This window comes from Mesorhizobium sp. B3-1-7 (genome assembly GCF_006439385.1).
GTDB lineage: Bacteria > Pseudomonadota > Alphaproteobacteria > Rhizobiales > Rhizobiaceae > Mesorhizobium.
Genome location: NZ_VFTL01000021.1, coordinates 20,453 through 35,797, shown reverse-complemented (window position 1 = coordinate 35,797; position 15,345 = coordinate 20,453). Strand labels below are relative to the sequence as shown.

Sequence of the window (15,345 nt, the reverse complement as noted above, 5' to 3'; positions counted from 1 at the left end):
GCCTGTGCGGCGCGACCCAGACTGGCCCGAAGGCCGGCATAGAGGCTTTTTTTCGAGCCTCAAAAAAATAGTGATCCAGCAAAACGACGCTGTCAACTGCGATTCTGATGGGTTTTGATGGGTCAGGGCATTTTTTTCGACATCCGCAATAAATAATGACACAGGCTGCGGCTTCTGCCACTATCCCTAGCATGTCACCGACAGGCCATGGCATCATCATCACAAGGCCGCGATGACTGGGAGGACGTGCGAGACGATGTCGGTCGGAATCCGTCACGACGATTTGCGCCGGCGCAACCGCGCCATGGTGATTTCGGCCGTGCGCCGCGCCGGCCAGCCCTCGCGCACGGAGATTGCTGCCACCACCGGGCTCAGCCACTCGACCATTTCGGCGATCTCCGCCGATCTGATCCAGGAAGGCATTCTCACCGAAAGCAAGGCCAGCGAGCCGACGGCGTTGAAACGCGGCCGGCCGCAGATCGGTCTGGCGCTGAACCCCGAAGCCGCCGCGGTGCTGACCGTGGTGCTGTCGCTGAACTTCCTGTCGGTCGCCGTGATCGATTATGCCGGCCAGGTGGTTGCCGAGGAGCAGCAGCGCCTCGACACGCTCGTCATGCCCCGCGACGAGCTGATCGGCGAATGCATGGCGATCGTGCGGCGCCGGCTGCGGGATCCCGACCTCGACGTGGGCAGCGTCGCCCGCATCGCCATGGGCATTCAGGGCATCACCGATTCCCATTCACGCGCCATGCTGTGGTCGCCGATCACGCCGCTGACCGACATCCCTTTCGCCGACCTCCTCGAAAGGGAATTCGGTATTCCCGCCACCATGGAGAACGACTGCAACATGATGGCGGTGGCGCTGCAATGGCGCGATCCCGAGCGCTATCGCGACGACTTCATCGCCATCCTGCTCTCGCACGGTATCGGCATGGGCCTGGTGCTGAAGGGCGCGCTGTTCAGCGGCACGCATTCCTCCGGCGGCGAGTTCGGCCATATGATCCATCGTCCGGGCGGCGCGCTTTGCCGCTGCGGCCGCCGCGGCTGCGTCGAGGCCTATGCCGGCAATTACGCGATCTGGCGCAGCGCCATGGGAATAAGCGAGGATGCCACGCCGACCGACGTCGGCGACGCCGATATGCGCGCGCTGGCCGCAAAAGCCCGGCAGGAGGACGGACCCGAGCGGGAGGCTTATCGCCGGGCCGGCGAAGCACTCGGTTTCGGCCTCGGCAGCCTGTTCGCCCTTATCGACCCGGCGCCTGTCGCCATGGTCGGCGTAAGCGCGGCCGCCTTCGACCTGATCGAGCCGGCGCTGCGAGAGGCGATCGCCCAGACCGCCGGCGGCCAGCACTCGGAATCGATCTCCTTCGACACCGAGCCGAACGAACTGCCGCTTATCCGCGAAGGCTGCGCCATGCGCGCGCTGACCTTCGTCGATCAGGAGATTTTCGCGCCGGGGGTGCAGGCCAGAGCGGGGGCCGGGAAGAACGTGGCCTAAGCGAACATGGCGCTGAAGCCGCGAATCGCACCAACGTTGGAGATTGGCCGAAGCCACCGCGACTTCGTCATTCCAGGGCGGAGCAGGGAGCGAAGCGACGCGCGCAGACCCTGGAATCCATGCCGTTACCTCGATCGTAGGGTGCAGCGGTGCAGAGTTCTGCGCCATAGCGGCGCGTGGAAGTCACGGCATGGATCCTCGGGTCTGCGCTGCGTCGCTACGCTCCTTGCTCCGCCCGTGGATGACGAAGCACAAACGTCTCGGCTACCCACCAACGTGGTTGTTGGAAGCGCCTGACCCGTCAGGGCCCTCGGGACCTAATCCTCCCTGATCGCGTACCCCGCCCCGCGGATGGTGCGGATGACGTCTGGCATCCGGCCGTTGTTGACCGCCTTGCGCAGGCGCCCGACATGGACGTCCACGGTGCGCTCGTCGATATAGATCGTCTCGCCCCAGACATTGTCGAGCAGCTGGCTGCGCGAGAACACGCGGCCGGGATGACGCATCATGAATTCGAGCAGGCGGAACTCGGTCGGGCCGAGCCTGATCTCGCTCTTCTTGCGGTAGACCCGGTGCGATTCGCGGTCGAGCACGATGTCGCCGACCTTGAGCACGCTGGACAGCACCTCCGGCTTGGCGCGGCGCAGCAGCGCCTTGACGCGCGCCATGAACTCCGGCGTCGAGAATGGCTTGACCAGATAGTCGTCGGCGCCGGTCGAGAGGCCGCGCACGCGGTCGCTTTCCTCGCCGCGCGCCGTCAGCATGATGATCGGCAGCCGCTCGGTCTCGGGCCGCATCCTGAGACGCCGGCAGAGCTCGATGCCGGAAACCGCCGGCACCATCCAGTCGAGCACGAGCAGGTCGGGAACGTTTTCCTGAAGGCGGATTTCGGCCTCGTCGCCGCGGGTCACCACTTCGACCTGGTAACCCTCGGATTCGAGATTGTAGCGGAGCAGCACCCCCAGCGGCTCCTCGTCCTCCACCACCATGATGCGTGGCGCGATCATTGGGGTAACCTTTTCGTCAGGCCGCCGGCGCCGACATTGCGGTCTCGTCCTGCTTCGGACGATTGGCGGGCAATTGCGTGCCGGTCAGCACATAATAGGCGTTCTCGGCGATGTTGGTCACATGGTCGCCGATGCGCTCGAGGTTCTTGGCGCAGAACAGAAGATGCGTGCAAGCGGTGATGTTGCGCGGGTCTTCCATCATGTAGGTCAACAGCTCGCGGAAGACGGACGTGTATTTGACGTCGATGCGCTCGTCGTCGTTGCGAAGCTTGGCCAGCACCGTGGCATCGCCCACCATATATTCCTGGATCACGGCCTGCACCTGGATCAGCACCAGCTGCGCCATCGAATCGATCGAATGCGTGAGGTCGCGCGGCGCGGCGCTGACGCCGACCGAGCCGACACGCTTGGCGATGTTCTTGGCGAGATCGCCGATGCGTTCGAGGTCGCCCGCCATGCGGATCGAGCCGACCACGTTGCGCAGGTCGTCCGCCATCGGCTGCCGCTTGGCGATCAGCGTGATGGCGCGGTCGTCGAGCTCGCGCTGACGAGCGTCCATGATGGCGTCGTCGGAGACGACGCGCTGCGCCAGCGCATTGTCGGTCTCGAGCAGCGCCCTCGTCGCACCGCCGACCATGGAGCTGGCGAGATCGCCCATGTCGTTGATGAGCCGGCTGATCTGCCTGAGATCCTCGTCGAAGGAGGCGACGGTATGTTCGGCCATGATGATGTCCTCGTATGAACTCAGCCGAAGCGGCCGGTTATGTAGTCCTGCGTGCGCTTCTCGCGAGGCGAGGTGAAGATCTTCTCGGTCCGGTCGAACTCCACCAGCTCGCCCAGATACATGAACGCCGTCTGCCGCGACACACGCGCCGCCTGCTGCATGTTGTGGGTGACGATGACGATCGTGTAGTCGGCCTGCAACTCGTCGATCAGTTCCTCGATCTTGGCGGTCGACAGCGGATCGAGCGCCGAGGCCGGCTCGTCGAGCAGGATGACCTCGGGCTTCACCGCCACGGTGCGGGCGATGCACAGGCGCTGCTGCTGGCCGCCCGAGAGGCTGAGGCCGCTGGCGTTGAGCTTGTCCTTGACCTCGGTCCACAGCGCGGCGCGCTTCAGCGCCTGCTCGACGCGGCTATCCATCTCGGCCTTGCTGATCTTCTCATAGAGCCTGACGCCGAAGGCGATGTTCTCGTAGATCGACATCGGGAACGGCGTCGGCTTCTGGAACACCATGCCGATCTTGGTGCGCAGCAGGTTGAGGTCCTGCGAGCGGTCGAGGATGTTCTTGCCGTCGAGCAGCACCTGGCCCTCGGCGCTCTGCTTCGGATAGAGCTCGTAGATGCGGTTGAGCACGCGCAGCAGCGTCGACTTCCCGCAGCCCGACGGGCCGATGAAGGCTGTGACGCTGCGCTCGGGCAGGGACAGGTTGATGTCCTTCAGCGCCTTCGACTGGCCATAGTAGAAATTGAGGTTCTTGACCTCGATCTTGGCCTTCTCGACGGTCGTGTCGGCTGCGTTCAGGTCGGTGGACAACATCGGTTTCATCTGTCCTCTCTGCGTCCGGTTAGGCTGCGGGCGATGATGCTCAGCCCGAGAACCGTCAGGGTGATTATGAGTGCGCCCGTCCAGGCCAGTTGCTGCCATTCCTCGTAAGGGCTGAGAGCGAACTGGAAGATGGTCACCGGCAGGCTGGCCATCGGCGCATTGAGATTGCTCGACCAGAACTGGTTGTTGAGCGCGGTGAAGAGAAGCGGCGCCGTCTCGCCGGAGATGCGGGCGATCGCCAGCAATATGCCGGTGACGATGCCCGACATTGCCGCGCGGTAGGCGACGGAGCGGATCACCACCCAGCGCGGCGCGCCGATGGCGGCGCCTGCTTCGCGCAGCGCATTGGGCACAAGATTCAGCATGTCCTCGGTGGTGCGCACCACGACGGGGATCACCAGGATCGACAGCGCGACGGCACCGGCAATCGCCGAGAAATGCCCCATCGGCCGCACCATCAGCTCATAGACGAACAGGCCGATGATGATCGATGGCGCCGACAACAGGATGTCGTTGATGAAGCGCACCACCGTCGTAAGCTTCGAGAAGCGGCCATATTCGGCCATGTAGGTGCCGGCCAGCACGCCGATCGGCGTGCCGACGACGATGCCGATGATCGTCATGACGATGCTGCCGTAGATGGCGTTGAGCAGGCCGCCGGCGTCGCCGGGCGGCGGCGTCATTTCAGTGAACACCGCCAGGTTCACCCCGGAGAGCCCCTTGTAGAGCAAGGCGCCGAGGATCAGCGCCAGCCAGGCGAGGCCAATGCCGGCCGCGACGACGCACAGCGCCATCATCACGGCATTCTTGCGTTTGCGGCTTTGGTGAAGCGATGCGGCAGTCGACATCGGTCAGGCTCCCGTGCGGCTATCGATGCGCAACAGCATGTAGCGTGCGAGCGCGAGGATGATGAAGGTGATGATGAACAGGATCAGGCCGAGCGATACAAGCGAGGATGTATAGAGATTGCCGTCGGCTTCGGTGAATTCGTTGGCGATGGTCGCCGAGATCGTCGTGCCCGGCGCAAACAGCGAGGCGCTGATGCGGTGCGCGTTGCCGATGACGAAGGTAACCGCCATCGTCTCGCCGAGCGCGCGGCCGAGGCCGAGCATGACGCCGCCCATGATGCCGACGCGGGTATAGGGGATGGTCACGCGCCGGGTCACTTCCCAGGTCGTGCAGCCGATGCCGTATGCCGATTCCTTCAGCACCGCCGGCACCGTGTCGAACACGTCCTTGGTGATCGAGGTGATGAAGGGCAGCACCATGATGGCAAGGATCAGCGACGAGGTCAGCAGGCCGATGCCGTAGGGCGGGCCGGCAAACAGGCTGTTGAGGCCGGGGATGCCTTTGAAGAGCCAGATGACGAAGGGCTGGATCGTCGTCTGCAGGAACGGCGCGAACACGAACAGGCCCCAGATGCCGTAGATGATCGAGGGAATGCCTGCGAGCAGCTCGACCGCGATGGCGATCGGGCGCCTGAGCGGCCGCGGGCAGAGCTCGGTCAGGAAGATGGCGATGCCGATGCCGATCGGCACAGCGATGAGAATGGCGATGGCCGAGGTGACGATGGTGCCGTAGATGGGCGCCAGGGCGCCGAAATTCTCGGTGACCGGGTTCCAGGATTCGGTGGTCAGGAAGGAGAAGCCGAACTTCGACAGCGCCTCCCACGAGCCGGCGACCAGCGAGATCGCGACCCCGCCGAGCAGAACCAGCACGAGGATGGCGGAAAGGCGCGTGGCCGTCCGGAATGCCATGTCGGTGAAGGCGAAGCGGCGCACTGTCGCTTCCCTGGTCCGCAGGGCGGACGATGTCGCGGCGTCGGAAACGGCTGTCATTTAGCCCCTCGCATTTCGAAAGAGACAGGAGGGCGCCGGAGACGCCCTCCTTATTCGCTAGGAATTACATGCCGGAGTAGAGCGGCTTGCCGCTCGCGTCGACGATGTCCTTGCCCCACATTTCCTCGACGCTCTTCACGACCGCGTCGGGCATCGGAACGTAGTCCAGGCCCGCGGCCAGCTCGTCGCCCTTGGCATAGGACCAGGCGAAGAACTTGAGCGCTTCGGTCGTGGCCGCGGTGTCGTCGGGCTTCTTGTAGACGAGGATCCAGGTGGCCGACGTCATCGGCCAGGATTCAGCACCGGCCTGGTTGGCCAGGATGACGCCGTAGCCCGGCTGCGAGCTCCAGTCGGCATTGGCCGCGGCGGCCGAGAACGCGGCGGCGGTCGGCTCGACCTTCTTGCCGTCCTTGTTGACCAGGTCGGTGTAGGTCAGCTTGTTCTGCTTGGCATAGGCGTATTCGACGTAACCGATCGCGCCGCCGGTCTGCGAGACGTTGTTGGCGACGCCTTCATTGCCCTTGGCGCCGATGCCCACCGGCCATTCGAGCGCGGTGTTGACGCCGACCTTCGACTTCCAGTCGGCGCTGACGTCGGCCAGGTAGTAGCTGAAGTTGAACGTGGTGCCTGAGCCGTCCGAACGGTGGACGACGGCGATCGCCTGGTCGGGCAGCTTGGCGTCGGGGTTGAGCTTCTTGATCGCTTCGTCGTTCCAGTTGGTGATCTTGCCGGCGAAGATGTCGGCCAGCGTCGCACCGTCGAGCACCAGTTCGCCCGGCTTGATGCCTTCGAGATTGACGACCGGAACGATGCCGCCCATCACCATCGGGAACTGCGCGAGCCCGGTGGAGTCAAGATCCTCGCCCTTCAGCGGCGCGTCGGAGGCGCCGAAGGTCACGGTCTTGGCCTTGATCTGCTTGATGCCGCCGCCGGAGCCGATCGACTGGTAGTTGAGACCGATGCCGGTCTCCTTCTTGTAGGCGTCGGCCCACTTCGCATAGATCGGATAGGGGAAAGTGGCGCCGGCGCCGGAGATATCGGCTGCCATTGCGGCGGAGATGCTAAGGGTTGATGCCGCAGCCATTGCAATCGCAACGGCCGCCGAGCGGATGAAATGTCTCATGTGGCCTGCTCCTGTTCGGAAGATGGTCTTTCGGCACCCGTTCTATAGGCGCCCGGTGAGCGCAATAGCCTTCGATTATTACAGTCGCATGACAGTTTCGTGTCAGCCCGGTAACGCCTGAACGGGGATGCTCGGAAGGGTCCGCGCCGGCCTCGAAGGGCTGGCCGGAGTTTGCCGCGGGAATCAGTAACTTGTCTGACTTTTGAAACAAAATTTATCCCGGCGGCCGGATGACGGCCGCCGGGAAATAAAATCCGGACGAGAGTGCGTTGCCTGAATGCCAGAGCGGATCATGGCCTGGCCATCGCCGAAAACAGGTCCGTTGGGGTAGAGTCGACGCTGTTTCTTGTTGGCGGTCGCTGCTCCCGCCCGTAACCGAAGAGCGGAATCAATGTCATGATTGTCCGAGCTTGGCGTTTGCTTTGGTATGGTGCGATCGCACCATACGCATGCGTCAACGCCTTGCGCCCGCCAGCCGGCTAAAATCCGCCTTGCCTCTTGATTTCGCGCAGTTCCGGGACGGACGGCTACGCGAAGGCGCCGGAGCCTGAGCGTTTCACGCTTTTCCCGATATTGCTCTAACCTGCGTTGCGCCGGGTCTCGACGTCCGAGCCCAGCCATCGCTCGAGTTTTTCGAGCAGCGCCCGCGGACTGATCGGCTTCGGCAGGTAATCGTCCATGCCGGCCTCCAGGCAGCGTTCGCGGTCGCCCTTCAGCGCATGCGCGGTGACGCCGACGATCGGCACATGCGTGCCCATGTCCTCCTCGAGCCTGCGGATGGCGCCCGTCGCCTCCAGCCCGTTCATTTCCGGCATCGACACGTCCATCAGGATCATGCGCGGATTGAGCCTGCCGAAGGCGTCGAGCGCCTTGCGGCCGTTGCCGACGATCTCGAAGCGGTAACCGGTCTCGCCGAGGATCTGGGTGAACACCATCTGGTTCACCTCATTGTCCTCGGCGACGAGGATGTCGAGCCCGCGCTCCGCATCGGCAGGGCGTGGACGCGCCCGCGCCGGCGGCGGCTGCAGCATGGCACGGTCCGATGCCGCCGTCTGCGCCGGAGCGGCTTGCGGGGAGCTGCCGGCGCCAATGGCGGGTTGCGGCTGCGCGGCCGTGCTGCTGTGGCGGTGGCGCTGGATGGTCGAGACCAGCGTTTCCAGGAGAATGGAGGAGCGCGCCGGCTTGATCAGTTGCGCATCGATGCCGAGGTCGCGATAGGCCGTGCCGGCAAGCGACTGGTCGACCGAGGTCAGCATGATGATGGGCGTATGCGCCAGGCCCGCCGTGTTGCGCACGATGCGCGCCATCTCGGCGCCGGTCATGCCGGGCATCTGATAGTCGAGCACCACGCAATCGACCGGCACGCCATAGGCGGCGGCGGCAATCAGCACCTTCAACCCCTCCGCGCCGCTTTCGGCCGCGCAGGAATCGAACGTCCACGACGCCATCTGCTCGCTCAGGATCGAGCGGTTGACGGCGTTGTCGTCGACGATGAGCACGCGCGCGCCGGTGACATCGACCGGCATGATGCGCTGCCCGCCCTGCTCGGCCCTGGGCAGCGTGACGGTGAACCAGAAGGTCGAGCCCTTGCCTTCGGCGCTGTCGACGCCGATCTCGCCGCCCATCATCTCGACCAGCCGCGAGGTGATGGCAAGGCCAAGCCCGGTGCCCTCATGCCGCCTGGTCGAGGAGGTGTCGACCTGGCTGAATTTCTCGAACACCAGCTTCAGCTTGTCTTCCGGAATGCCGATACCGGTATCCGTCACGGAAATGGTGAGCTTCGTGCCCGCGGGGACCCGGTCGCCCGTCACGTCGACCAGGACATGGCCCTCGTCGGTGAACTTCACGGCGTTGCCGAGCAGGTTGGTGACGATCTGCCTGATCCGGCCGACATCGCCGACGAACTGGCCGTCGAGCCCCGGCTGGACACGGACGATGAGCTCGAGGTCCTTCTCCTTGGCGCGCGTCGACACCAGCGTCGCCACATCCTCTATCGCCTCGGCGAGATTGAAGGGCGCCGGGTCGAGCACCATCTGGCCGGCATCGATCTTGGAGAAATCGAGGATGTCGTTGATGATGGTGAGCAGCGCGTTGCCGGATTTGACGATGATGTCGGTGAACGTCTTCTGCTTCGGATCGAGGTCCGACTTTGCCAGCAGCTCTGCCATTCCAAGAACCCCATTCATCGGCGTGCGGATCTCGTGGCTCATATTGGCGAGGAATTCCGACTTGGCCCGGTCGGCGAGCACGGCGCGCCGGCGCGCCTCGCTGAGCTCGGCCTCGCGCTGCTTGAGCTCGGTGATGTCGGTGGTGGAGCCGATCAGATAGAGCGAGCCGTCAGAGGCGATCATCGCGCCCTTGCGGGCGAACTGGTGCCTGACGCTGCCGTCCGGCATCGTCACCGTCTCTTCGATCTCCTGCGTCTCGCCGGTGCGCAGCACGGCCAGGTCGCTGGCGACGAAGGCTTCGCCGTCCGCGCCGAAAATCTCGACATCGGTCTTGCCGACGGCTTCTTCCTTGCTGAAGCCGGTGAGATCGCACCAGCCCTTGTTGACGTAGAACTGCCTGAGGTCCGAGCGCTTGGCGTAGATCGACACCGGCACGTTGTCGATGAGGCTGCGGAACACCTCGTTCTCGCTCATGCTCTGCCGGAGCGCCTGCTCGCGCGCCTTGACGTCGGTGATGTCGGTGCTGGAGCCGACCAGATGCACGGAGCCGTCGATCGCCACCAGCCGGCTCTTGCGCGTCATCAGCTGCCGGACCGTGCCGTCGCGGTGGGTGACGGCCTCCTCGATCTCGCGCCCCGAGCCGGTCGCCACGACGTCGGTGTCGTCATTGCTGAAACCGTCCGCCTCTTCCGACGCGAAAAGCTCGCGATCCGTCTTGCCGAGCACCTCGTCCTTGGCGAAGCCGGTCAGCGCGCACCAGGCCTTGTTGACGAATTCAATGCTGAGATCGTCGGCCTTGATGAAGGCGGCCACGGGCAGCTCGTCCATCACGTGCCGGTAGAGGTCGATCTGGCGCATGGAGTCGCGCAACGCCTTCTCGCGCGTCTTGATGTCGGTGATATCGACGCGCACGCCGATGAACGTCCCGTCGTCGGTGCGCATGTCATAGACCTGGTACCAGCGCCCGTCGGCGTTGAGGCGTTCGTAGGCGGAGCTCGGCAAACGGTAGCGCGTGAGCATGGCGTCAAGCCAGCGTTCGGTGTCGACGCCATACAGACCGTCGATTTCGGCGTCGCCGCTCGAGCGGAAGTAGCCGACCGAATGGCCGAGAGACAACGCCTCGCGGAATGTGCGGCCCGGCTGCCAGGCCGGCTTCAGCGCCGGCAGCGTATCCTGCAGCTTGCGGTTGGCGAAGACGAAGCGATCGTCGCGATCGTAGATGATGACGCCCGCCGGCAGCGACTCCAGCACGGTGGCGAGGTTCCTGCGTGCGTCCTCCGCTTCTGTCTCGCGCTGTTTCATGTCGGTGATGTCGACATAGGAGATCAGCCGCTTGCCTCCGGGAAGCGGCGCCAGCGAGGCGATCAGTGTGCGGCCGTCCTTGCGCGGCAACTGCCTGGATCCCGCGGCTCCGGCTCGGATTTCGGCCTCCCGTTCGGCCACATGGCTTTGCCAAGCCTGTTCCTCGCCGCCGAACGGATCGGCGTCACGGCTGGCTTCCATGAGGTCGCGAAAGCGACTGCCGGCCGGAGCGCGCCGCGGATCGATCTTCCAGAAATCGTAGAATGCCCGGTTGACCACCTCGGCCCGCAATTCGGCATCGAGAACGATGACGCCGATCGGCATCGAATCGACCATCAGGCTCAGATTGGCAAGCGCCTCCGAAGTCCCGGCCATATCGTGGACGCCACCGAGAAAGGGCCCGTTGTCGCTCATATCCGCCTTGTTGAAGCTCCGCGCGCTGTCCGCCTCGACAGTTCCGTCCGTGTCCGCCATTCCTACCCCCAGGACCGAACCGTGCCGGTCCGTCGGCGGAATGTGCCCGACAAGCATTAACGATCCGCTAACCATAATGATTGCAACCGCCTGCCGCCGGTCCCGTTGAGCCAGATTCCGGTTGTGGCGCCGGCTGCGGTAATCCGCCCGTTGGCGATCGAGGCAACGACGCATTATAAGGTGCCTGAGGTGTTGCTAATGTTTGGTCGAATCGCGGCTTTCGTCCTGTGCCCGGCGCTGCTTGCAGCGGGCGGCTGCGTGCGCAGCGACGACGGCACGGTGATCGTTCCCAGCCGGATGGATGTCAGGCGTGTCTGGGACGAGGCGCCGCCGGGAACGACCGGGTCGCGGCAGATCGCGTCGGACGTCTTTCCTCTGCCGCCAGGCCCGCCGCCGGACCCGGCCGTCCGGCGCTACCCAAGGCGCGCTTCGATGACGCCATCCCTGAGCCAGGACCTGCCGGACGAGTCTTCCGGCGAGCAGAGACCCCTCGCCTGCAGGAATGTCGGCGAAAACGGCAAGCGCTACCGGGTCGTCTGCGAATAATGTTGCCTGGTCAAAACAGCCAGGCGGCCCTGCCGCAAGGTAGGGGGCGATGACCCGATCAATTCGCGGGGAAGAAGGCCGGCCCGACCACGCGCACCGGCTTTGCATCTGCTGGGACGAGCGCCTCGGGCTGCGCGATCGAGCTGGTCGCATCCGCTCCCGCGCCCTGAGCACCGCTCGATGGAATCTCCGAGACCGTGCCCATGTCCGGCCTTGATGTCGGCAAGGGAATGATGGCGTTTTCCATGTTGCGCGGCCTCACCGTGCGCGCCCTGAGCTCGGCCACCCGCTGGGAGTAGCGCTTGAGGTCGCAGCCCTTGAACTCGGCGGCATCGCGATAGCGGAAGGCGGTTGGGAGTTCGGTATAGGGCTTGCGCGTCTCGACCGCGACCATCTGGTCGGTCTCAAGGCTCGGATCGCTCAGCGTATAGAGATCGACACCCGCATCGTCGCAAATGTAGCGGCATTGATCGACCGTATCCTTGAGGTCCCCGCCTCGCGCGAATTGTGAATTCGGCGCAGGGAAGAAATAGCCGTCCGAGAGGCGAACGCAAAACAGCATCGCATTCCCACCATATGCCGGGGTGGAAGCCTCGGGGTTGGACGCCTGCTGCTGCGGCGCCTGCTGCCGCTTGGAAGCCCCCTGACAGCCAAGCGCCACGTATCTCGCCTGCAACCCGGAGGAGTCGCGGCCGGAATTGCCGATGCTGGCGATCCGGCGCTGCACCTCGGTCCGATTCCGGGCAAGATCCGCGCAGGCATTGAAGAAGCCCCCGACGGCGCCGACGGCGATGCAGCGGCGCTGCCTCTCCAGCCCCTGGATCGCGGCGAGCTGGCGCCGCAGTTGCCCAAGCTCGGGGCTCGCCGCGTCGCGGCCGCCGGACAGGATCTGGCTTCTCAGCGCCGAGCAAGAATCGGCATAAGAAACCTGCGTCATCGCCAAGATCGCCATGACCACCAGCAATGATATCTTAAGAAGCCGCAACCTCGTCATCGGGCGCCACCCCTGTTCGAAGATTTAATTGATACAAGCTAATTGAGAGATAACTCATATACACAAAGCTTAGCCGGGAACTCACCTATATGATCCAAGTGTTACGCTAAAGCTTGTGAAGCGAATATTACGCTTTCATTTCAAGATTGAGACAGTAGCCGAAAAACCATTTTCAGGTCGGCCAAAGCCGGGCCGCTGCGCGATCACGGACTGCTGATGAAACCTTTGACCGGCGATAAACGTTGTTGGCGTTGATGTGAGCCGCGCAGTGCAGAGGAGACTGAAGATGTCCATTCACTTCACCGTCTCTGGCTTGACCAGGAACCTGATCCATTCTCTTGGGCTGGATCATGAGCAGGCGCCGAGACCCCTTACCCCCGAACAAAGCCTTCTGCTGGATTGCTACCTGGCCGGGCAGATCCCGGACTCCGCCTGGAACGATTACGTCTTCGAGATGCCGGAATTGGAAAAACACGCCCAGGTCAGGCGCGCACGCGGTTGATTTGAGCGCGGCACGGCCGGACTCGGCGCCTTAGAGGACTTCCAGGAAAGTGCGAGTGGCTAAAGCGCGTCGCCTGAATCCGCTTCAGCGACGCGCTTTAGGTCTTCGGCGAGTTGAACTGCAGCGTGAAGACGTTTCCGGCAACGCCTTGCGCCAGCGACGGCGAAAAGCTGAGCGGCAGGCAATCGTTCAGGGCCTTGGTCGCCGCATCGACATAGGCCTTGCGCGTCTTGTCGTCGCCGCTGACATGGATGGCGGTCGTCCTCGGCGGCCCGATCAGCGTGCCGTCGCGCTTGAAGCTGAAGCTGAGAGTGACGGAGGAATTGTCGGAATTGGCCGGCGGTGTCCAACAGGCGAGCAACGCGGCGCCGACCTCGTTCATGCTGCTGAGCGACGCGGCGGCCGATGGAAACGGCGCGATCGACAGCGCGCCCGCCATCATCAAGGATCTTGCCATGTTCATCGCGGATTCCTCGTTGCCATCGCTCAACCGCCTGGCGGCATCGTACGACCCATGACGGAGATGACAATAGGCTTTCAGCCTGCCCGTCGGCGCCGCAATCATACTGTCGTGATTGCGGCGCGATGGCCGCGAAAAAAAGCAAAAGGCCGGCACGGAGCCGACCTTTCCCTTGCCTCGTCATGGCGCCAGTACATCCGTGGTCGCCGCGAGGACTGCGACCAGTAGACAGGCCTTAGGTAAACGAAACCTTAACCCCGAGGAACTGCTACGCCCTGGCCTGCGATTTCACATGCGCGATGTAGCCGCGCACGTCGCCGGCGGGTTCGGCATAAGCCTTGCCGAGCTTCTTCTCCAGCGCCGCCATATACTCGTTCGCCCATTTGGGCAGCACGTAGTCGATGACCGCCAGGAATTCGAGCGTTGCCGCCAGCCTTATATCGGCGATCGACGGGTTGTTGCCGCCGATGAACGGTTTGCCGTCGCGGAAGAAGGAATGAAACACCTCGAGCGGCTCCGCGATCGCAGCCATCGCCGCCTTCTGCGCTTCCGATTTCTTGTCGGGATGGGCGTCGCCGTGGCCGACCTCGCCGGCATATTGCGGGAAGCCGAGGGCCGGATACGTCGCGCGCGCGACATACGGATAAAGTGTGCCGACCAGATAGAACATGGCGCTGTCGATCATCGCCCGCTTGGCCGGCGCCTTCGGATAGAACTTATCCAGCCCGTGCTTGTTGGCGAGATACTGCATGATGGCGCAGCTTTCCCACAGCACGCCGCGCGGCAGGCCCTTATCCTCGATCATCGGCGTCAGATGCGCCGGATTGCGCGCCAGGAATTCGGGCGAACGCGTTTGGCCCCAGGCATCGGTCTCCGTCGGATCGAGCCCGGCCGCGCGCGCGAACACCCGCACCGTCATGTTGTTGACGCTAGGCCTCAGCACGCTGAGTTTCACGCCGGGCTTCTTGGCCGGCTTCGCTTTGGGCGCCGCTTTTGCCGCCGGCTTTGACGCCGCCTTGGCCGAAGCTTTGGCGGCCGGCCTGGCCGCCGCTTTCGGCACCGCCTTGGCCGCGGGTTTCTTTGCACTCTTCGCTGCAGCTTTTGCCATGTCGGTCCTCCCTCTGACCCGGTTAATAAGGATTTTTAGCCGCCCTGCTTTCCGACAGGGTTTCGCGTGCCCGCTCGACCAGCGCCTGGATGGCGTCGGCCAGATGCAGTTCGGCGATGTTGTAGTCGCCGCGCGCCACGCGGATCTTGTGCGCCTCCATCAGCACGTCTGCATGGGTGAAACCGGCCGGCGGTTCGAAGCGGTAGGAAGCAAGCTCGATCAACAGCCCCAGCGGATCCTCGAAATAGATCGAGTCCATGAAACCGCGATCCTTCACACCGCTGTGCTTGATGCCGCGCTCGTCGAGCCGCGCGACCGCCTGCAGGAAGGTGACCCGCGACACCGAGAACGCGATGTGGTGGACGCAGCCGATATCGGTCGGTGTCCGCCGCTTGACGGGGACCCGAGTCTCGTCGGTGAAGACCGTAATCAAACGCCCGTCGCCCGGATCGAAATAGAGATGGCTTTCGCTCGCCTTGTCGAGATTGGGCTGCTCGAAGATGAAAGGCATGCCGAGCACGCCCTCCCAGAAGTCGATCGAGGTCTGGCGCCCGGCACCGACCAGCGTAATGTGATGAACGCCTTGCGACTGCAGCTTCCGCATTGGCTCCTCCCCGCCTGCACTTGCGCCTTGCCGGTTTCCAGGTGCCTGGCCGCGCTCGGATCAGCCTCGGCACGCGACCACCGCCCGGTTCTCGTTGCGCTCCGCATTCCGCATCCTGTCGGATCGCGGCCGGAGCGCGATGAGGGGATGCTAATTCAATCCGGGACGTTACG

The 15,345-nt window shown here is 64.0% G+C and carries 14 protein-coding genes; 3 read left to right on the top strand and 11 right to left on the bottom strand.

Features of this window, described 5'->3' with window-relative positions; genetic code table 11:
• Positions 1 to 256: 256 nt before the first annotated feature.
• Positions 257 to 1,498: an ROK family protein gene (locus FJ417_RS18275; RefSeq protein WP_140784443.1), complete on the top strand. Its 1,242-nt coding sequence runs from the start codon at positions 257 to 259 to the stop codon at positions 1,496 to 1,498.
• 317 nt (positions 1,499 to 1,815) lie between these two features.
• Here FJ417_RS18275 and phoB read toward each other — a convergent pair whose 3' ends face one another.
• From phoB to FJ417_RS18240, 7 genes are all read right to left on the bottom strand, one after another.
• A complete protein-coding gene (gene phoB / locus FJ417_RS18270) occupies positions 1,816 to 2,505 on the bottom strand; it encodes a phosphate regulon transcriptional regulator PhoB (protein WP_010911896.1) in 690 nt (229 codons plus the stop codon).
• A 16-nt stretch (positions 2,506 to 2,521) separates the two neighbouring features.
• The gene (phoU, locus tag FJ417_RS18265) at positions 2,522 to 3,229 is read right to left on the bottom strand and encodes a phosphate signaling complex protein PhoU (RefSeq protein WP_140784442.1); all 708 of its coding nucleotides are present in this window, start codon (positions 3,227 to 3,229) and stop codon (positions 2,522 to 2,524) included.
• 20 nt (positions 3,230 to 3,249) lie between these two features.
• Positions 3,250 to 4,053: a phosphate ABC transporter ATP-binding protein PstB gene (gene pstB / locus FJ417_RS18260; protein WP_140647909.1), complete on the bottom strand. Its 804-nt coding sequence runs from the start codon at positions 4,051 to 4,053 to the stop codon at positions 3,250 to 3,252.
• Positions 4,050 to 4,901 (bottom strand): phosphate ABC transporter permease PstA, encoded by an 852-nt coding sequence (pstA, locus tag FJ417_RS18255; RefSeq protein ID WP_140647908.1) that lies wholly within the window; start codon positions 4,899 to 4,901, stop codon positions 4,050 to 4,052. Before pstA ends, pstB begins: the two co-directional genes overlap by 4 nt.
• Before the next feature lie 3 nt (positions 4,902 to 4,904).
• Positions 4,905 to 5,891 carry a phosphate ABC transporter permease subunit PstC gene (pstC, locus tag FJ417_RS18250; RefSeq protein ID WP_140647907.1) on the bottom strand — a complete coding sequence of 329 codons (987 nt, stop codon included), beginning with the start codon at positions 5,889 to 5,891 and terminating at the stop codon, positions 4,905 to 4,907.
• 64 nt (positions 5,892 to 5,955) lie between these two features.
• The gene (gene pstS / locus FJ417_RS18245) at positions 5,956 to 7,014 is read right to left on the bottom strand and encodes a phosphate ABC transporter substrate-binding protein PstS (RefSeq protein WP_140784441.1); all 1,059 of its coding nucleotides are present in this window, start codon (positions 7,012 to 7,014) and stop codon (positions 5,956 to 5,958) included.
• A gap of 578 nt (positions 7,015 to 7,592) precedes the next feature.
• Positions 7,593 to 10,958: a response regulator gene (locus FJ417_RS18240; RefSeq protein WP_246687490.1), complete on the bottom strand. Its 3,366-nt coding sequence runs from the start codon at positions 10,956 to 10,958 to the stop codon at positions 7,593 to 7,595.
• Positions 10,959 to 11,156: 198 nt separating this feature from the next.
• Between FJ417_RS18240 and FJ417_RS18235 the strand changes: the two genes are divergently transcribed.
• A complete protein-coding gene (locus FJ417_RS18235; protein WP_246672528.1) occupies positions 11,157 to 11,504 on the top strand; it encodes a hypothetical protein in 348 nt (115 codons plus the stop codon).
• Positions 11,505 to 11,562: 58 nt separating this feature from the next.
• Here the strand turns inward: FJ417_RS18235 and FJ417_RS18230 are convergent, their stop codons facing one another.
• Positions 11,563 to 12,441, bottom strand: coding sequence for a DUF2865 domain-containing protein (locus tag FJ417_RS18230; RefSeq protein WP_246687489.1), 879 nt, complete (start codon positions 12,439 to 12,441; stop codon positions 11,563 to 11,565).
• A 343-nt stretch (positions 12,442 to 12,784) separates the two neighbouring features.
• Between FJ417_RS18230 and FJ417_RS18225 the strand changes: the two genes are divergently transcribed.
• Positions 12,785 to 13,000, top strand: coding sequence for a hypothetical protein (locus tag FJ417_RS18225; protein ID WP_140647904.1), 216 nt, complete (start codon positions 12,785 to 12,787; stop codon positions 12,998 to 13,000).
• 97 nt (positions 13,001 to 13,097) lie between these two features.
• Here FJ417_RS18225 and FJ417_RS18220 read toward each other — a convergent pair whose 3' ends face one another.
• From FJ417_RS18220 to FJ417_RS18210, 3 genes are all read right to left on the bottom strand, one after another.
• Positions 13,098 to 13,457, bottom strand: coding sequence for a hypothetical protein (locus tag FJ417_RS18220; protein ID WP_181175324.1), 360 nt, complete (start codon positions 13,455 to 13,457; stop codon positions 13,098 to 13,100).
• A gap of 271 nt (positions 13,458 to 13,728) precedes the next feature.
• Positions 13,729 to 14,568, bottom strand: a complete 840-nt coding sequence (locus FJ417_RS18215) for a glutathione S-transferase family protein (RefSeq protein WP_140784439.1) — start codon at positions 14,566 to 14,568, stop codon at positions 13,729 to 13,731.
• A 22-nt stretch (positions 14,569 to 14,590) separates the two neighbouring features.
• Positions 14,591 to 15,172 (bottom strand): VOC family protein, encoded by a 582-nt coding sequence (locus tag FJ417_RS18210; RefSeq protein WP_140659486.1) that lies wholly within the window; start codon positions 15,170 to 15,172, stop codon positions 14,591 to 14,593.
• Positions 15,173 to 15,345 lie beyond the last annotated feature (173 nt).

Excerpts from the sequence above, each read along its gene's own strand:
- pstB (WP_140647909.1), bottom strand. The coding sequence starts at position 4,053 with ATGAAACCGATGTTGTCCACCGACCTGAACGCAGCCGACACGACCGTC.
- FJ417_RS18275 (WP_140784443.1), top strand. The coding sequence starts at position 257 with ATGTCGGTCGGAATCCGTCACGACGATTTGCGCCGGCGCAACCGCGCC.
- FJ417_RS18225 (WP_140647904.1), top strand. The coding sequence starts at position 12,785 with ATGTCCATTCACTTCACCGTCTCTGGCTTGACCAGGAACCTGATCCAT.
- FJ417_RS18215 (WP_140784439.1), bottom strand. The coding sequence starts at position 14,568 with ATGGCAAAAGCTGCAGCGAAGAGTGCAAAGAAACCCGCGGCCAAGGCG.
- FJ417_RS18230 (WP_246687489.1), bottom strand. The coding sequence starts at position 12,441 with ATGACGCAGGTTTCTTATGCCGATTCTTGCTCGGCGCTGAGAAGCCAG.
- FJ417_RS18220 (WP_181175324.1), bottom strand. The coding sequence starts at position 13,457 with ATGGCAAGATCCTTGATGATGGCGGGCGCGCTGTCGATCGCGCCGTTT.
- phoU (WP_140784442.1), bottom strand. The coding sequence starts at position 3,229 with ATGGCCGAACATACCGTCGCCTCCTTCGACGAGGATCTCAGGCAGATC.
- pstC (WP_140647907.1), bottom strand. The coding sequence starts at position 5,891 with ATGACAGCCGTTTCCGACGCCGCGACATCGTCCGCCCTGCGGACCAGG.
- FJ417_RS18210 (WP_140659486.1), bottom strand. The coding sequence starts at position 15,172 with ATGCGGAAGCTGCAGTCGCAAGGCGTTCATCACATTACGCTGGTCGGT.
- FJ417_RS18235 (WP_246672528.1), top strand. The coding sequence starts at position 11,157 with ATGTTTGGTCGAATCGCGGCTTTCGTCCTGTGCCCGGCGCTGCTTGCA.
- pstS (WP_140784441.1), bottom strand. The coding sequence starts at position 7,014 with ATGAGACATTTCATCCGCTCGGCGGCCGTTGCGATTGCAATGGCTGCG.
- phoB (WP_010911896.1), bottom strand. The coding sequence starts at position 2,505 with ATGATCGCGCCACGCATCATGGTGGTGGAGGACGAGGAGCCGCTGGGG.
- pstA (WP_140647908.1), bottom strand. The coding sequence starts at position 4,901 with ATGTCGACTGCCGCATCGCTTCACCAAAGCCGCAAACGCAAGAATGCC.
- FJ417_RS18240 (WP_246687490.1), bottom strand. The coding sequence starts at position 10,958 with ATGGCGGACACGGACGGAACTGTCGAGGCGGACAGCGCGCGGAGCTTC.